This is a genomic window from Spirosoma pomorum, from assembly GCF_054776615.1.
In genome coordinates this window covers 15300-34008 of the sequence record NZ_BAAHBP010000033.1, presented here as the reverse complement: position 1 = coordinate 34008, position 18709 = coordinate 15300, and the positions used below count along the sequence as shown (strand labels likewise).

12 protein-coding genes are annotated in these 18709 nt (G+C 53.7%); 1 reads left to right on the top strand and 11 read right to left on the bottom strand.

The genetic code is table 11. From position 1 onward, the window contains the following. The 10 genes from ACYVAD_RS20515 to ACYVAD_RS20470 form a co-directional block, all read right to left on the bottom strand. The gene (locus ACYVAD_RS20515; protein ID WP_461141407.1) at positions 1–2109 is read right to left on the bottom strand and encodes a fibronectin type III domain-containing protein; all 2109 of its coding nucleotides are present in this window, start codon (positions 2107–2109) and stop codon (positions 1–3) included. Next, positions 2106–2888: a hypothetical protein gene (locus ACYVAD_RS20510; protein ID WP_461141406.1), complete on the bottom strand. Its 783-nt coding sequence runs from the start codon at positions 2886–2888 to the stop codon at positions 2106–2108. The genes ACYVAD_RS20515 and ACYVAD_RS20510 overlap by 4 nt, the downstream gene beginning before the upstream one ends. Beyond that, positions 2885–8827, bottom strand: a complete 5943-nt coding sequence (locus ACYVAD_RS20505; RefSeq protein WP_461141405.1) for a hypothetical protein — start codon at positions 8825–8827, stop codon at positions 2885–2887. The genes ACYVAD_RS20510 and ACYVAD_RS20505 overlap by 4 nt, the downstream gene beginning before the upstream one ends. Continuing rightward, entirely contained in the window at positions 8811–10532 is a 1722-nt protein-coding gene (locus ACYVAD_RS20500; protein WP_461141404.1) for a porin family protein, read from the bottom strand. The genes ACYVAD_RS20505 and ACYVAD_RS20500 overlap by 17 nt, the downstream gene beginning before the upstream one ends. Before the next feature lie 222 nt (positions 10533–10754). Beyond that, a complete protein-coding gene (locus ACYVAD_RS20495) occupies positions 10755–11624 on the bottom strand; it encodes a DUF3592 domain-containing protein (protein ID WP_461141403.1) in 870 nt (289 codons plus the stop codon). Between the two features lie 34 nt (positions 11625–11658). Next, a complete protein-coding gene (locus ACYVAD_RS20490) occupies positions 11659–12399 on the bottom strand; it encodes a hypothetical protein (RefSeq protein WP_461141402.1) in 741 nt (246 codons plus the stop codon). A gap of 20 nt (positions 12400–12419) precedes the next feature. Then, positions 12420–13055 carry a response regulator gene (locus tag ACYVAD_RS20485; protein ID WP_461141401.1) on the bottom strand — a complete coding sequence of 212 codons (636 nt, stop codon included), beginning with the start codon at positions 13053–13055 and terminating at the stop codon, positions 12420–12422. 109 nt (positions 13056–13164) lie between these two features. Next, positions 13165–15093, bottom strand: a complete 1929-nt coding sequence (locus ACYVAD_RS20480) for a tetratricopeptide repeat-containing sensor histidine kinase (RefSeq protein WP_461141400.1) — start codon at positions 15091–15093, stop codon at positions 13165–13167. A gap of 67 nt (positions 15094–15160) precedes the next feature. After that, positions 15161–15295, bottom strand: a complete 135-nt coding sequence (locus tag ACYVAD_RS20475; RefSeq protein WP_461141399.1) for a hypothetical protein — start codon at positions 15293–15295, stop codon at positions 15161–15163. Positions 15296–15529: 234 nt separating this feature from the next. Next, the gene (locus ACYVAD_RS20470; protein ID WP_461141398.1) at positions 15530–15886 is read right to left on the bottom strand and encodes a winged helix-turn-helix transcriptional regulator; all 357 of its coding nucleotides are present in this window, start codon (positions 15884–15886) and stop codon (positions 15530–15532) included. Positions 15887–15968: 82 nt separating this feature from the next. Between ACYVAD_RS20470 and ACYVAD_RS20465 the strand changes: the two genes are divergently transcribed. Further along, entirely contained in the window at positions 15969–16766 is a 798-nt protein-coding gene (locus tag ACYVAD_RS20465; protein WP_461141397.1) for an SDR family oxidoreductase, read from the top strand. Between the two features lie 68 nt (positions 16767–16834). Here the strand turns inward: ACYVAD_RS20465 and ACYVAD_RS20460 are convergent, their stop codons facing one another. After that, positions 16835–18679, bottom strand: coding sequence for a glycoside hydrolase family 2 protein (locus ACYVAD_RS20460; protein ID WP_461141464.1), 1845 nt, complete (start codon positions 18677–18679; stop codon positions 16835–16837). Positions 18680–18709: the final 30 nt, after the last annotated feature.

Below are 18709 nucleotides of genomic sequence, written 5' to 3'. Positions count from 1 at the left end.
CTATTTGACCTCGATTTTAACCCGGTTCGACAGGCCTGATTGGGTGCCGTCGGGGTAGATTACTCGTACAGCATACTCATATTGCCCTGCCGCCACGCGGGTATCGGCGTAGGTCGTCTGCCGATGAACGGCCTCGTAACTGCGTAGACCGGCCGACGCCAGCGACCGGTAAACAATAAACTGAACATCATTGCGGGGGTAGGACCAGGCCAGCGATGTCCGTTTCTGTTGCGAATCAACAGTTACGGTAAGATTGCTAATGGATTTCGGGGAGGCTCGTAAGGTTCGGGTGTTCAGGGGAAATGACCGCTCTGAACGGAGACCGGCTGAATCGACGGCAATGAGGGCGTATGCGTAGTCGATGCCAGGTTTTACGTCCGTATCTGTAAATGTCGTTTGCTGCTTGGCTGCTTTTTTGAGCTCGGTCCAGCGCGGGGAATCTCCATCCCGGCGTAGCAGTAGCTGATGGTCTACGTCTTCGCTGCTACTGGGTGTCCACGTGATTGTGATAGCGGTGTCGGATGCAGTATAGCTTTTGATGGCCGGGGCTACCGGTGCAATACGATCTGGTCGGGTTAGCGCTAAGATGTCGGATGCCACGCTTGGGTTCCGGTTTTTGTCGTAAGCAATCACCCGGTAATAAATCTTTCGGGTAAGTGTTTGTAGCGTTGTCTGGTCGTTAAAGACGCTGATCGTCAGATAATCAGCCGTTTTAGGCGTGAAAACGTGCGATGGATCGTTTGCCCAGACGACCATATAACCCAATAGATCGGGTTCCGGATTACGGTCCCAGACTAGCCGTACAAAACCTGTAGAGTCAACGTAGCCTTGTAGGTTTTTGGGTTTAGATGGACCATTCGTGTCCTTAAACAGACAATAAGCGGGAAGCGATGCCCCCGCATTCCGGGCCGTATCGACGGGGACTACCACGTAATAGGCTGGTTGCGAGGGGATAGCCGTCGTGTCAATAAATTCACGCTGACCAGGTGCCAGAAGTCGATCAGTGAGGGGTTGGAACGGACCTTGTGAGTCGGTGCTCTTAGCCACTACGTAGCCTGCCAGATCGCCAGGTGGCTTGGGGTACTGCCAACTCAGCCGTACCCGTCCGCCGGATTGGTGAACGGCCTGGAGTTTACTGACGGCGGCTGGGCCAGTCCGGTCAATGCCCTGCGCACTAACCATCGGAGATGGCTGACTTAACTCACCAAAAGCCGTCAGTCCAATAACCCGATACTGAACAGGCCGATAATTTTGGGTTAGCGAGTCGGTGTACTCATATACCTGGGCAAACTTACCCGTGGGGGCCTGGAGCCAGGGGCGTTTGTTGAGCCGCCGGAACGTTCGTCCTCCATCTACTGATTTTTCAACGTAATAGGCCGAGAACTGTGTTTCGGCCAGCGCCCGGTTCCAGGAAATTTTTGCGACGCGGTCGCCCGCTTCTGTTTTGATGGCGATCATGTCAGCCTGGGGATGCGGACCATCGTTGGTGATCAGGGTACGGGCCGTGTCGGAATACAATACGGTTCGATCGGTGATGGCCGATATAGCATACACGTACCGCTTACCCCGTTGGACGTTTTTGTCAATGTAACCCAGTCCCATACCCGCTGCGTGTCTTGGGTCTTCGTCGGCAAGTAGGAGCGCCAGCATCAGCCGAAAATTATTCTGCTGCTGCTGCTGAAGGATACCACTCAGGTTCACGTTCTGGTCGAACGGCATCGGCTCGGCTTTGCCCCATAGGAGTTGCGAGCAGACGCCCGCAATGGTATCCCGTCGATTGGCGCGCTGCTTCCATTCCTCCACCGTCCAGGGTTTGACGGTCATATCAACGACCTCATTAGCGCCTACCGTTCGGCGGGTCAGCCGGTAGCCTCCCGAACGAACGGCGGCTTTAAATAGTAATGCCTGTTCGGGAGCCCACCGTACGATGATTGAATCACCATAGGAGCGGGCTACCGCGCCGAGGTGGTAACGCTGGGGGCCGGTAGACTGACTACCCGATGGCTGGTCAGCCTTGGCAGGTGTGCGCTGACGCTGAGCTTGGCCCGTAGCAGGTCGAACCTGGTACAGGCACAGGAGCAGTAAAATTGAAAGGGTAGAACGTATCATTTTGTGGCCGGGATGAAGGTGGATGTCTTACGAACGTTACCCCGGTTCTTGCCGGAGCTCTCCTTAGCGTCGATCATACTCAGGTTGTTCTGTAGGATCGCGATGTAGAAGTCGTACGGATCGAGCGCCAGCCAGCTGATCTGGAAGGTTGCCTTACCGGCATACTTCCGCATGGGCTGGTAATCCATCGTGTTGTAGTAGGTCACGAAGGCGTCGTAGAACAGAAAAATTGATGAGAAATCAGCGTTTGCTTTCAGGACGTCCATGAATGCCTTCGTTTCATTTTCGCCATAGCCTAGCGTTGCTACCATCTGCTTCTTGGTTGTCGCTGTTCGAGTGGCGGGATAGGCATCCCAGAACGCTTCGCACCGGTCCATGCAGACGGCCATGCGCTGCAGCCACTCGTCGAAGATGACCCAGCTTTTGTACGTTAAGCCGTAGGTCATTGGTGTAGCCGACTGTCCCTGCTTGAGGTAATTCCCCAGCGGATCTTTGTTTTCGGGGATCAGATTACTACTGATGGCAGTAACGTCGAGATCGTTGAGCGGCACCCCGTTGGCCACCAGCGTCATCTGCTCCTTGCTTATTGGTGTGCTGCTGGCAAATGCAGTTTTGTTGCCCTGATCCGAGTTTGCCAGTGCCCCACTAACCTGGTTCTTAATCGTCGACTTGCCCGGCGTTTGTACCGTTTTATTCAGATTGCCCGGTTTCTGAGCCAGTGTTGTACCGCAGGCCAGTCCTCCCGCGACCAGGAGCAGCCAGTAGGATAGCGTTTTCATTGGTGGTTCGCGTTTTTAAGGATGGCTTTGATCTTTTTCGACGAGAGCGGAGGTTCAGGAGCCGCAAAGTCGGTCCGGTTGTACATGAGCAGATAATCCTTTGCTTCGTAGACCGATTTGAGCGCTTTGCTGTCCAGACCCATTGGGATCAGGGCGCCAAACATGGGGATCATGAAGTTGCTGACCCAGTCGTTGTAGCTGTTGTCGCGGAAGTTGACCAGTGGCTGAATCATGATCGAGCCATTGGGCACGGGCTGTGGTTCCAGCTCGAACGTATCGAAGGGCTCGGGCGACTGGAAACCAATGCCGTACGCGTTGTCTTGGCTGTAGCCGTTCCGCATGACGGGGTAGATTTTCTGATTCGTCGCCAGCATGGTCACCGCTTTGAGCTTGTCTTCCATCCGATCAAAACGGCTGGTTTTGAAGTAATAGCTGTAGAGAATCTGCTCGTACTTCTGCGACAAGCTCTCGGGATCATCCGGCTGTTTGTAGCTGATGCTGAACTGCTTCAAATCAGACAATCGTTCATTGTATTTGACCGAGCGGGTTCCCGTTGCCGTTAGCTGTTTCAGGTATTCTTCCTCGGTCAGCGTAGCGGCTTTCTGGTTGACGGACAGTGCGAAGTTCCCGAGGCCGGCTCCCGGCGTTGCGACGCCGACCGGCTGTACGCTGGTTTGTGCATTCACCATCGGCCCACTAGCCGATGAGGACGTAGCTGTACCAACCGATTGATTCGGACCGACCGATAAGCTGTTTAAAAACTTGTTTTTACTGAGCGAACTGGCCGAAACGGCTTTCTGCTTCAGGGATTTGGCGAGGGCTTCCTGCTCGTCGATGTAGGCCTGGGTCGGTACCCGGACCAGATCGAGGGCATAGAGCGTGTTGGCCTGAATGCCCAGTGGCAAGTTGTACTGAGCGCGGTTATTGTCTTTGAATGTCGCATCGGCATACAGCGCTCCGCCAGCTTTAGTCGGGTTGATTGTTCCATTCTGGTAAGGCGTCATGCGTACCTGAAGCGAGAAGTATTTATCGCTGGCTAGGTTGTTCATGCAGCACATCTTAGCCGACAGCATGATCACTCCGAAACCGCTCCCATCTTTACGCGTAAAATACCGCTGCCCTTCGAAGGGATAGGAGAACAGTACAGTAGCGCTCTCGCCCCCCTCGCGGGTGAGGCCAGTCAGACAGGCACCCGTTTTAAAAGAGGCCGTAACAGATTGCTCGACGGGTGATTTTTTATAGCGGTACGGGTGCCAGCCTGATTTATAATCAGGATCGTTATCGTCAGGCGTATATTCGTGCCAGACTTCAACGCCTAGGTTGAGATCGTACTGTGAGAAGGGCGTCATTGCCCATGTCCGGTAGAACGTAGCGGTATACGTTTCCCCTTCTTCTTCGGAGCCTTCCTGGCCATATTTAATCTTACCTGTTGGATCGTTTATGCATTGGTCATAGCCACCCGGACCACTTTTTCGGACCAGCCCCGCTTCGAACGATTCGCCTTTCTTAAAGCGAATGTCAAATCGGCGATGCAGCGTTTTTCCTTCCGGCGTAACGGCATCGACGGTCATTTCGGAGTTGATCGGATAGTTGAATTCGGCGTAGAAGGGCGTGAGCGTCGACACCTGTTCATCGCCTGCCGTGCTTGGTGCAACACGGGAAATGAGTGGCTGGTCGGCGAACGGATTCGGCGGGGTATAAGCCGGTTTGCACTGACCGTCCTTGTTGTACCAGAAATCCATATTCATCTTGCCCTTGACTGCCCCGTGCAGGACACTATAGCGCAGGAAGACATTGCCATGAAACCAGATCGGGTTGACTAAACCGCCCTGTAGCAGGGCACCGGCTTCCAGTTCGACTGCTTTTATGCGGCCGGAGTACACCCAGAGGTCGACATCAATACCGAGCGCGAAGTAGAGATAGGCGTAGAGCTGCCCCGTTGCGTACCAGCCGTTGATGCCTGGCAGCGTACCACCACAGGCCTGATCGGTGTTGTACAGCACGAGGTCATAGCCCATGTCGCCCTTAAAGTCCAGAAAGAAGGGCCCAACTTTATATTCATTGCCGACGTGGTAGCCAGCACCAAACGCTAATAGCGGAGTTTTACCGGCAATCAGGGGGGTAATGTCCTGCGGTTTGTAGTGCAGGTCGTTTTTCGTTTTGGCCGATAGCTTGTAAGGATCAGGGGGAAGGTTTCCCAGATTATTGGGAATATCATTGCCCGTCAGCAGGTAGGAGCCGAACGTAAAGAGTGGGTCTTTGCTGGCAACGTAAATGTTGAGGTCTAAACGGTCGTTGGGGACGCCCAGGCTGAAAAACCACTTGCCTTCGCTGGGTTTGATGCGTAGTCCAACCTCGCGGGCTACAGCTTCAACCTTGAAGCCTTCGACACCATAGCTGGCTGTAAGCCCGCCCTTCGTATCGAACACATCATGGGCAATATCGTAGGTTATATCGACGGTTCCTTTGGCCAGCGCGCTGCCATAATTCGGTGGATCATTGGCTAATAGGTAGGCATCACCATGAATGCCGATAAGTGACGGCGACATGTTATCGCTGAAGGCCATCGTTAGCCCGGCATCCACATTCAGCAGGTTCGATCCGGTAGTGCCGAGAATCACTTTTGCCTGCAATCCAAACTTCGTACTACTGCTAGGTTCATAATCGATCTGTCCCTGCTTGTCGGTGACCTGTGTCATTCGGCTGAACGCTCCACCGCCGAACCCTTTGAACGCTACCGGCGTCGTTCCAATAGGAACACCCCCCGCCGGTAGTACGGCCGTCCCGCCGACGTACCAGTAGCGGTAGCTGTCGTTGCCAATCGTTTTTCCGAATTTAGCCTTGACGGCCAGGCCGCCCACGAAGCCTAGGCCCAGCGTAGCTACTCCGCTGAATCCATTACCGTATTTGGCGTTGTCGTGGTAAAAATCTAGGTCAACCTTTGCGGTTAGCGGGCCAATGTGACCGTCGCCCGTTACCTTATCTACGTACGTATCGACGTATTTCCAGTCGGGCCGACCTCCGCTCAAGCCCGCTGAGAAACGTAATCGGGTCGTTGCCGTTGCGGTCAGGCTGGCCGCTTCGGCCAGTTCCAGCCCCCCGGTAAAGCTAAAGTCGAACTGCCCCAGCGGGGCCGGTGCCAGCGCTTTTTTCAGGTTCACATCTGTCAGTGTAAACGGCATACCCGCCAAATCTTTCTGGGGGGACGCAAACGAAGTCGTGAAGCCGTCAAGTTTGATGTACGGATCTTCGGAGGTGAGTGTTAGTCCCTTAAACGTCATGCCGGGGGAAATGAACGTTCCGGTATTGATGCTTACTTTGCCATCCAGCACGGCTTCGGCCACGAACTTCCCGGACTTGTTGCCTACGGAGATGTACGTGAGGTCTTTGTTCAGCGCCAGCGTTGCTTGCCAGACCTCTACGGCAGCATCCTGCTTGGGGGATATGAGAAATTGGTAGGCCATGTCGCCCCCTTTTTCGTCTTTCTTCAGCGTACAGGTCCATGGCCAGACCGCACTTTCGTCCATGTTCTCTTTGTACTTAAAAATGGGGAGGACCACCTGGCCGTTCATACGTGAACTCTGAAAGTCACTCTTCAAAAAATCAATGGCCACCGTGTCGATCGATGCGTACCAGCTGGCTAGGTTCCCGTCGCCCAGCCCAAGCAGATGCGTCAGATAGGCCTTACCAGTCAGACCGTTATCGTCGTAAATCAGATTTTGTACCCCGCCTGTTAGCGTTGTGCCGCTTTGGGAGAGTTTCGAGAAGAAGCCGCCCAGTTTTACCTGAATTTCGGGGAAGAAGAGTCCCTTCCAGAGATTCTCTTCTCCCGGCTGATATCCATCGTAATTCACCGGGAGTTTGCCGGGCGTCGCCGTTTCGGAATGGTCGTAGAGCGCCGGTTTGCCGGGCTGCATCGCGAACGTAATATCTTTTAGCCCCTGTACGTAAAATTCCGGGAAGAACACCTGGGCGGTCCAGTCGGTGAAATCGGCACCGGTCATGCCAAAGTTCAGGCTTATTGCGAGCTGACTGTTGGTCGCAACGTCAAGCAGCTTGGGTGGTTTCAGGGCGGCATGCACCCGCATCTGTCGGTAGCCGTTCTGATCGAATAAGGCGTACGTAATCTGCGTCGTGTCGGGGAGCGTAAAAGGTCCGGCGGGCGGGGCGGCATCCAGCCCTTTTAGCGAGAGATAATTAGTTAGCTTCATCTCGCTGGCCAAGTACAGAATACCATCACCACAAGGTTTGTCGGGCGATAGACACAGATTATACCCGCTAAGTGGAATGCCGTTGAACCCACCGGGCTCGCCGGGGGCTTTTATCCAGGTATTGGCGTTGAAATAAGCGTTTTCTGGGGTGAACGTTACGTCAGTAATCGCAATGACCGTCTGTACGGGCCCAATGGCTTTATCGATGCCGAAGGGCACGCCAAAACCCGCGCTGTTCGCCGAATTTTTGAGGGCCGATACCAGTTGATCCTGCTGCGTTGAGAAAAACTCGCTGAATTTGCTAATCTGATCGCTCGTCAACGTGGGCGGGGAATAGTTGGGTTTGTCGTAACCTGGCATGAGCGATGCTGCGCCCGGAGAATCGCTCAGACGAGCCCGAACGATGCCGCTGATGACCTGTCCGGCGGCATTACACTGTACATCGTAAAGGTGTACGCGCAGTTTGGCAAATGAGCTGTTGACAATGGGAATCGGAATCATACCATCACCGTTCAGTACTCCGCCCTCCGATTCCTTAACGTTGTCGAGCAGGCTAAGCTGAAAACCCGCGATGGTCGCCGTCTTGCTCGTTAAAACCTTGGTATTATCTACCGGCTGGTTGTCCGGCACCTCAACAAAGCAGGAGCATTTGACGCCAAGCGTTTGTTTGTAGGGGGTGTATTTGCTCGCAACCGCCGTAGCACCCGCCGGTGGGGTATCCTCGCCAGGGTTCAGGCCGGGAATATGGATAATCTTGATGGGCGTCTGAACCAGCTCCAGACCTGGCGTTTTGGCCAGGGGAGGTAGGCCTGCGCCGTACGTAAAGACGCAGACGGGACTTTTACCATCGTTCAGGAAGTTGATCCGGCGCGAGCGGTCGATGGCCTGTACCCGCCAGGCGTAACGTTTGCCCAGTTGAAGCGGTGGCTGGGTAGGACCATACAGAAACGTACTGGTCCGCAGACCGCGCACCTCAACGCCAGATTTCGGTAAGGCTATGGCGTCGATAAAGACGTTCGGATCGACGTCGGCCTGCGGTAACTCAACAATACGTAATGTGTAATCCACCTGCGCGGGCGATACACCGGCTGGCGGTGTCCAGGTAAATACAACAGCCTGGGGTGTGGTGGCTGTTACTTCAGCATCGCAGAGGGGCGAAATCAGGATGGGCGGCTCGACCGAACGCACCACGATCGGCGCCGAGCAGCCCAGCGGAAACTCGGCTGAGAGGGCCTGCCCGAACGTAACGCCGGTAGCGTTAGCCGCCGTTTCGTTATAAGCCCGCACGCAGAGCTGATACGTACCGTCGGGCAGCGGAAACCCCCGTGCCAGCAGATTCTTGTTGATGCCTATTACCTCAATTTGATTCAGATCGAATAGCCCTTCGAGATCATTGCGGGTCAGGAGAGTCTGGCCGGGAGGAACTGTTAAGGGGCGGGGTGGGCGGTAGTTCGGTGATGTTCGAATCTCGATGCCGTTGTCGCCGGTCAGTTGCCCTGCTAATCGTACCTGGTACGTCTGACGGCTGGTATTAATGAGAAAAACGCGCACCTGCTGCCCTGTGCCGGGATAATCCTGCAAATAGGCGCTGTAGGGCGGCATCACCGAAACCTGAATCTGTAATGGAAAGGTCTGTGCCCGGCTATCCACCGTTACCAATAGTAACAGAAGGAATAAGCCAGCGCAGATCTTCCTGAATAGATGGATGGTATTAGAAGGAGATGCCATAGCCGAGAGTACCTCTGAGTTCGTTGAAAGATTGGGCTTGAATACCCGTATTCGAGTTCAGGTAATTAGCTGACAGCGTGAGCGTCTGCCGTTTGGCGAGCTGATAGCCGCCGTTGAACGAAACCGTTAGCACTTGCCCCGTTACGCCCGACTGCTGATTGACGAGGTAGCTGGCATTGAACGAGGTCGTTAGTTTTTTGTCAAAGAAGGATTGGGTGGCACCCAGCGTCGGGCCGAAGAACCGTACCGCCCGGCTACTGTCCCCGATGATGATAGGCAGTTGTGTCTGGGTATACGACAGCATACCGTTGATGCCCCAGCCCGTTTCGGTCTGCTGGTAGAAATAACCGAGGTTCAGGTTGGTGTTGGTGTTCTCGGTCTGGTTAGCGGTATTGGCGTTCAGATCACTGAGTTTCTGATAAGTCGTGGTCAGCGTAAAAACCTGTAGAATAGCGTCTTTCTGTAGCGTATACCGGCCGTTGATTGTGGCCGATAAGTTGTTCTGCGACAGCCGTAACGTATCAATCACCGGCCGCAGCCCGGCCTGCTGACTAATGCCGTAATTCGATAGCTGTACGTCAAGACCAAAAGCTGTAGCTGGATTATATGACACCACCAGTGAGCCGATAGAGCGCCCCGTCCGGGCATTTTTGTTACCTGCCAGGTTATCGAACTGGTAGCCATAACTGCCCGACAGCCGGAGCTTTCCTTCCAGCATATTTAGGTTGGGCGCAATGGCGTAGCTTTCAATATCCGATTGAAAATAGTACGCGCCCATCGTCTGAAAATTAGGATCAATACGTTTGTACTGCAGCTTAATGCCTGCGTTCTTGCCCCGGTAGCCGACGGCGGCCTGGGTAGCCTGAGTGAGCTGAGTAGACAGGCGGGGCGTAAAGAATTTACCAAACAGCCTTACGACAGGATTGCTACCTTCGGCCGATACCAATGAACTGCGAACGTCGCGGGTAAAAGCACTAACAGCTGCGTCTAACTCGACCGTAATTTGCTTGATGACCAGCAGGCGGCTGGTAAGCCCAACGACCAGATTTTCGGCGGGAATGACGGTTTGCGTAACGGATTGGGGAACCGTAGCGATGGACGACGAATCGTCGCGGGCGCGGAGCATAATCAAATCGACGTAGTTGCCGGGTTTGCCGTAGCCCACTTTCACGGCGTAACCCGTTCGCTGATAGGCCGGAATGATGTCAGGTTCGGCGAGGTTACTCGAAATAGCTTTGTTGAACCGACCGTACACGGCACCCAGTCGCAGATTACCTGGATTCAGTTCAACGCCCCCGCCCAAAAACGTGTGGCCAGCCAGGGTGAAAGGCGAGAAGCTGACGTTGCGATAGCCCGCGTGAACCGTGGCCCATTTGTAGGTCGGTGATATGCCAAACTGGTTGAACGGCTGCCGAAAGCTACTACCCTGGTTACCCAATACGGCTGAGAAAGGAAGCGAGATTCCACCGGGTAAGGCCACTGTTACCGAGCCACTCAAACCGAAGGGAGATGTCTGATTCCGGGCGGCAATACCGCTGGCTGTGTAGGCGCCCGCGTAGGCGTTTAGGCCGCCTGATACCTTGACTGGCGAAGGTCGTTTTGGCTGCGCGTCCTGGGACTGTGCCTGGCTTATCTGCGTGGGGAAAATCCAGCTTGGAAAAAGCAACCAAAACCCGAAAAGTAGACGCAGTAAAGGTGTTTTCATGCTTGGCACTAGGTTGACAGTACGTCGAAGAACTTGTGTCAAAGCTACTGGCGTGCTAAGCGTCAATCAATCGGATAAATGTATGATCGGGAAACTACGGCTGATCTTGTTTTATGAGTAAGTGACTGATAGTTAAATAATTGCTATTGTTGGCCTTGTGTGCTATTGACACGCTAATGCGTAGAAGTACGTGCCACCGTAACGATTCGTGCCGTGTGATGACTAGCTGTTACTGGCCGACCGCTGTCGACGCCAGAAGAGAAACAGAAAAAAGCCGGCCAGGGTAATCGCCACGAGGGGGCCGACCCACTGCTCGGTGAAGAATCGAATCGCACCTTCGTCTGGCGACGCGGGATTGTAGAGCACAGTGACCCGATCTCCAACAGTATAAGCAGGCGGATTCGAATACGTAGTGCCGGTCAGTTCATAGTCAGTACCGTTGACGGAGTAACGAACGACTGGCGCGCTCGTGTGGCCCTTGCGGTCAGAAACCATGTCTATGACTAGACCATTGGTCGACTGGCCATTGACAAGCAGCCGGTATGATTGACTACCTTGTTGCAGGCTAAAATAAATAACCGCTAGTAGAAACGCACTGAACAGGAAACGCGTGGCAACCGATGAGCGGCCGCGGGTAGGTTCAGGAAGCGAGGTTGGAAATAATTGCTGAATAGCATCATCGACGGTGCTGGTACGCGTGGCCACCTGGCTAAGCAAAAACTGAATAGAAGCTAAAGAAGGCGTTACTGGATTGTTAATCGCACGTAATAACGACGCTAAGCCGAAACTACTGACCAGTACGAGAAGGCTGCCAAATCCACCAAAGAGCAACAGAGGTAACCAGTACCCCGCCGTACCGAGTTGGGCAGGTGACGGCGTCGAGCCCTGCTGACTAGTAGAGACGCGGTAACCATGATAAATCAAAAACAAGCCGACGCCCAAGAAAAGCAACAGAACCAGGCCGGTAATGCCGCTTTTAAACCGCCGGGCTGTTGGTGAATGATGCAGTTGCAGATACCGCTCCGCGTCAGCAACGGAAAGTGTTTGTTGCGCAACCTGGGCAAAAATCGGTCGAAGCTCGCGGGCGGTCATAAGGGAGAAAAACGGCGCAATAGTCTGCCACCAGCTAAGGTTCGAGCGTAACACTCATCGTTTGGACAACTGGATCAAGCGTTTTCATCGCCGGTAAGGAGGACAGAAATTCGCTGTCGCCCATCACTTGGTTGTAAGCCTTTTCCTGCGCTGGCGTAAGCTTGGGGGAAGGCCCCAGCGTAAGAGCGAGTAAGGAGGTTCCATCCGATGCGGCTAACTGACCACCTTGCCAGTCCGAGATATTACCGCCGTAGTCCCAGCCAAAGCCCCAGAGCTTGAACGGTTTTCCGTTTCGTTGAACCAACTCGCTCAGCTTAGTGCCAATTCGAAGACCGTCTGACGTTTGCCAGCGAGTTGGGGCTATAGTGGCAAGCGGATTCCCCTCGTCGTCGGTTACGGTGGGCCGAACCAGCACTACTTCTGGATGGGTACGTTTGCTGGCGTCTTTGTAAAGAATCTGGACCTCATCGGAGGTTCCTTTGTAGAGCGTCGTTCCGGAAAAGGTTTCGCCTTCGGCCCCGTAGATGGTGTCACCAACGGTCACTACTGCTGATCCAAGCTGACGTAATAGATCGGCTTCTGACGTATTGAACCGAATGGGGCCGACGCGCTTACCCGGAACGATCAGGAAATCAGCGTCCTTGAGCGAGGTCGTGCCGGGCTGATTGACTGCCAGCGATTCTGGTGATTTCGTCGCTGTGGTATGGGTATCCTTTGGTTGGCAGGCGAACGAAAATAGGCAGAGAAGCAGAAAGGCGGGTAACGAATTAGTCATGACGAATGCCAAAGGAAATCTTAGTTGAACAGGCCTGTTTTCAGCGCCTTGGCTACGGCTTCGGACTTGGAGTTGACGTGAAGCTTCTCGTAGATGTTGACAATGTGCGTCCGGACCGTGCCCATGCTAATCTGGCAGTGGTAAGCAATGAGCTTATAGCTGTCGCCTTCCACCAATCGACGTAATACGTCGCGTTCTTTGTCGGTCAACGCGTATTTTGCCGGAGGGGAGGGGGCCGGGGCGCGAAACGTGTCTAACACTTTTAACGCGATGGACGGCGTCATAGCAGCCCCGCCTGCCATCACCTCGCGAATGGCGTCGATGATTCTATCCGCGGGCGTTTTCTTCAACAGGTAGCCAACCGCCCCCGCCGATATAGCCGCAAAAATACGCTCCACATCCTCGAAAACGGTCAGCATCAAAATCTTGGGCATCGTTGTCTGTTCCCGAATCAGCGCTACGGCTTCAATACCCGTGCGCCCCGGCATGTCAATATCCATCAGAATCACATCCGGCTGTTCCTGCTTCACGCAAGCGATTGCATCGAGCGCGTTGGGATGCGTACCGGTCACGATCAAATCATCGGTCGCGTCGAAGACAAGCGAGAGCGTTTCGCGGAGTGAATCGTTATCGTCGAAAATAGAAACGCGGATCATGACGGATAGGGGTTATGCGGACGTAGCTAGTCTGAATACGATGGTTCGGTAAAAGTAACCATTCGTAAACCAATAGTAAATCGGATAAGTGTATGAGGCTGTACGCTTGTTACAGGGCTGCGGAGGTAAGTTCGAGCGTGGTGCCCTGACCAGGAACGGAACGTACCGTCAGTTTACCCCCCATGGCAGTAGCCCGCTGCTGCATACTCTGCTGGCCGGTGCGGTTACTGAGTTGGTCGGGGTCAAAACCTCGACCATTATCCTCAATCACCACCTTGAACTGATTCGTTTGCCGCTCGAAACGTAACGTTGCCCGTGTCGCTTCGGAATACTTAACCAGGTTGTTGATAGCCTCTTTGCCAATGAGATACAGGTTACGGCGCACTTCCATGGAAACGGGCAGTTGGTCGAGGGCCGGATCGACGTAAAAACTAAACGCAATCTGCTTCGATTCCATTAATGGCTGCGCGTACTCCTGCAATCGTAGCACAATCCGTTGGAGTGAATCGTTGCCAGGGTTAATGGTCCAGATAATTTCGTCAATAGACTCCAGGATTTGGCGGGCATCGGTATAAATTTTCTGCACCATTTTCTGCGCCGTTTCGGGGCGATTTTGATTCAGCAGGTCATTGGTGTGGCCGCTCAATAGGGAGATACTGCTGAGCGTGCTGCCCACTTCGTCGTGCAAATCATGCGCAATCTGCTGGCGTAGCTGAATAGCTTCCTGCAATCGTTGAACACGGGCACGGTTCAGCAGCCAGGCCCCAATGGCCATTCCCAGCAGGATTACGAGAATCGCGCCTGTCAGCAGGGCATTCCGTTGCCAGCGCGCCTGATCGCTTTCTTCCTGTTCCAGTTGTTTTTCCTTTTGCAGGAGCCGAATGCGCGCTTCTTTCTTTTCTGTTTCGTACTGGATCAGCAACCGTTCAATTTCGGCGTTCGTTCGCACGAGGGTTGCCGAATCCGTCAGGTTGTTCTTCCGAAGCTGGAAGACGTACGCCTGCTGAAACTTGTTTTGCTGACCCAGCAAATCTGCTAGCTGCTGGCTATTTTTCTTGAGTTCGTCTTTGTAATTGTGTTGGTCGGACAGGGTGATGGCCTTGCGGAAGTAGGCTTCGGCCTGAGCGTAATCCTGTTTGGTTCGGTAAAGTGAACCCATTGTGTTGTAACTGGTGCAGATACCGAGCGGCTGCTGCTGCTTTTTCGCAATGGTCAGTGCTTGCTGGGCGTATGACAGACCCTCATCGGGCCGGTTGAGCGAATTCATTGCCTGGGCCAAGCCATCCAACACATCAGCCTGTAACAGGTCGAATTTCTGCTGTTTGGCCATCGTAAGCGACTGCTGGTAATGGGTAAACGCTACTTTAGGCTGGCCCAGCTCCTGATAGAAATCACCCAGCTGATTTTCGAAAATAGCCATGCCACGCGGGTCGCCAAGCTCCCGGAAAATAGTGCCCGCTTCCTGGTAGTAAGGAATCGCCTGTTGCTTTTTCCCCATTTTGACGAGAGCCCCACCAATGAGTCGATGCGGAACCGGCATGCGCGGTTTCAGTTGGTATCGTTCCTGAACGGTGATGGAACGTAACGCCGTTTGCAGAACCAACTGATCTTTTCCCAGCTTCTCATAACCCGACGCCAGATTGCCCAGGGCTTTGTAGAGCATAGCCGGAGGAAGGTTGTATTGCTCGACAGCATCCACCGTTTTCTGGAAATAGACCAGTGCCTGGTCATAATTGGCGGCCATGTAATTAGCCGAGGCCCGATTGCGGTACGCCCCAACCAGACCGGACCAGTAGTTCAACCGAGTCGCGGCATCGGCCATTTGTCGGCCAAGCGAATCGGCGCGGGAGTAGTCAGCCTTTTTGTAAATCAGGTTGAAAATGGCCTGATCCATGGCCCGGATGTAGGTGGTATCCGTTGGGGTATGGGTTTTTAGGTATCTAAAGAGCGAATCCGGAGCTTGTTGGGCCTGCGCAAACGACCCGGCTACTAACCAGGAAAATACCCAGGCGCTCACGGTTAGGCGGACGGTGTTCATCGTGCATAGTGTTTAGCACGAATTAGCGATTTTCTGAAAATCAGTCGTCAAATGCTTTACTGTACGGTTATTGTCCCGTTAGCTGATGAGGCAATCGCACGAAGTACAGCTGCTGGAATTGCTTCGGCTTCGACGGACTTGTCCAGAGCGGCCGCGAAGGCGCTGGCACCTCGGCCGATGAATACGTTTCGGGGCCTTTCATCTGCGGGGCCACCACCGGGAACTGGTCTTCTTTATGTACGTTGGCTACGGCTACGCCGGCGTCCTTTTATTTTCACACATCACCCTTTTTGGGGGCACGCGTAATGACTGTTACGGATTTACCTATATCGATCAGTAGCTGCGCAACGGCAGAGCCAACGTGGCCCGATGCACCGCCAATGTGTTTTGTTGGTAGCCAAAACGCTTGCAACAATTAGCTCCTCACATTCAGGAGTCATTCCTTAATCTTCTTCCGGTGCTTTAACCCGAAGTCAATCAATACCTCAATCACCGGTTGGATATCCAGCGCGTGTTCGGTCAGGGCGTAGGAGACCGTAACGGGTTTAGTATTGTTAACGGTACGAGTAATGAGCCGGTTCTCCTCTAGTTCCTGCAATTCCTTAGAGAGCACTTTGGGCGTTATGCCGATGGCGGCTTCCTGTAGATCCTTAAACCGCATGGTTTCGTAATTGTACAAGTTCAGCAGTATACAGAATTTCCATTTGCCGCTCAGTAGCTCAATCGCATCCTTTAGCGCCAGTGTTCGCTGCCGGGCATGGTCGGTATCGCATTGTTTAGTTTCCTGAATCATAGTCACTTTCCAAAAAGTAATCCATAGCAAATGTATAGTATATATCCGATACGTTTGCTCCAGAATTTAATATTCAGGGCACATGACAAAGACAATTTTCATTACCGGAGCCTCAGCGGGCATTGGTAAAGCAACGGCGAAATTATTTGCGGCAAAGGGCTGGACAGTTATTGCCACGATGCGCAAACCAGAAAACGAGACAGAACTCAATCAATTGGATAACGTTACCCTGCTACCGTTGGACGTAACGAATGTTCACCAGATCAGCGAAACAACGCAGAAGGCGCTGGCTATTGGCGATATTGATGTGGTGTTTAACAATGCGGGCTATAGTGTGCTGGGCGCCCTGGAAGCCACTACCGACGAACAGATCGTGCGCCAGATGGAAACTAACTTCCTGGGTACGGTGCGGGTGACGAAAGCGTTCATCCCAACATTCAGGGCTAAACGATCGGGCTTGTTTATCAACACAACCTCCTCGGCGGGGCTGATGGCTTTCCCGGTCAGTTCGATGTACGACGCCAGTAAATGGGCGCTGGAGGGCTGGGCAGAGAGCTTATCGTTTGAACTGGATCAGTTTGGTATCGGAATCAAAAATATCGAACCGGGTCTGGTGGCTACGGATATGGCCGAACGGTCGGTGTTTCCCTCGCATCCCGCTTATGATGAATTAGCCGGAAAGTTCTTTGCGGCCATAAGTGGCCCCGGTATCAAGATGGCTACCTCCGAAGAAATCGCTGAGGTAGTGTATGAAGCCGCCACGGATGGGAAAGATACCTTACGGTATGTTTGTGGTGAAGATGCAAAAACCTTGTATGCACAGCGTCTGGCAGCTGGCGACGAAGCTTTTCGAAAAGGCATCAAGCAGATGATGCTGTGACAATAAAACAGCACAAAGAAAGGCCCGAAGTAATCTCGCTTCGGGCCTTTCTTTGTGCTCTGGAATGCTTATTTGAACAGGGGTGCGTGAATCTTCTGAAGTGCTTCGACCGGAATTTTAATTACCTCGCGGTCGTACGTCAGTAAGCCGTTGACTTCGCCCTCTACGTCGGTAGTCTGCGTGTAGACGGCGGCCGACAGACCACGTTTCTGGTAATAGTCAACAATTTTGGCGTACTTCTTCTGGTATGCCTGCTGTACGACATCAGCTGATTGATACGTCTGGTAGCCCCAGTTACGCATGTTCGGATTCCAGAGGTGCCCCTGAATGGGCCAGCCGATGCCGCCAAACTCACCAATAACCACGACGCGGTCTGATTTCGGCGCCGGGAAACGAGGTTCTTCCTCGTAGGTATGAATATCGTAGAAATCACCCGCGCCCTGGTCGTGCCAGCCACTGACCGCGTTAACAACCCGGCTTGGATCCAGCCCTTTTACCCAGGCGGATAAACGTGGATTGTCGTACTGACCCCAGCCTTCGTTGTGAACGACCCAGGTAACGATGCTGGGGTAATTATGCAGGCGGTTCATCATCCGGCGCAGTTCCAGCTCAAACTGCTCTACCCCTTTCGACCGCCGGAGGGGATCAACAGCGTCGCCGGGGTGTTCGTTCTGACCTTCTAGAAAACCCGAGGGCATATCCTGCCAGATCAGAATACCCATTTTGTCGCAGAGATAATAATAGCGGTCCGGCTCCACTTTGATGTGTTTGCGCAGCATGTTGAAGCCCGACTTTTTGAGGAAATCGATCTCAAACGCCATTGCTTCGTCGGAAGGCGGAGTGAGCAGACTGCCCGGCCACCAACCCTGGTCGAGCGGGCCGTTCTGGAACACGAACTTGTTGTTCAGCAGAAGAACTGGTTGATTGCCGGCGTTCGGCGTTTTACCAATGGCAATTTTACGCATGGCGAAGTAGCCCGTAACGGCGTCGAGTGGTTTACCCGAAACGGTTGCTGCTGCATACAACGCCCGGACGGAATCAATGCGAACCGGGTTGGCCCAGCGTCGTCGTTTGTTTTCGGGGGTGGTGCCGTACGGATCACTGATCGGTACAAGCTCAACTTTAAGATCGTACAGGAATGGGCTGTCGGGTGACCAGAGTTTAGGATTTTTCACCGTCAGGTAACCCGTTGTGCCGGGGCGCAGTTGCGCCGTTGCTACTACCTGCTTGCCGTCCAGTGCCGTCAGTCGAATGGCTGTCTTATACTGCATCTGCACCGCTTCAACCGGTTTCCTGAGCAGGACTTCCACGCGTAATCGGCTCGAATCAACTTCCGGCGTTACGCGGATTTCGTCGATGTAGTTTTCTTTCGGAACGGGTTCCAGCCAGACCGTCTGCCAGATCCCCGAAACGGGGGTATACCAGATGCTGTTCGGTTTGGTGAGTTGTTTGCCACGCGGTTGCTCATCGTTGGACGTAGGGTCGGTTACGCCCAGTACCAATTGGTTTTGTCCGTCTTTCAGGTACTCGGTAATATCGAACGAGAACGGGTCCGATCCGCCCGTGTGCGAACCGACAAGGCCCCCATTAACCCACAGGTTACATTCGTAATCGACGGCGCCAAAATGCATCAGTACCCGCTGACCAGCCCAGTCGCGCGGAATCGTTACGTTCCGGCGGTACCAGAGTCGCTGTTCATCGGTGAGGGGTTTGGTTACCTTGGATAAGGTTGATTCCAGCGCAAACGGAACCAGAATCTGGCCACTAAAGCTAGTAGGCGCGGGGGCGGTTTTGGACGTAATAGCGTATTCCCATAGGCCGTTGAGATTCTGCCACTGCGGCCGAACCATCTGCGGTCGGGGGTACTCGCGCCAGGCATTCTCGGCCGTAACCTGCTTCTCCCAGCGACTCATAATTGGTGCGGCCTGAACAACGGGCGTGGT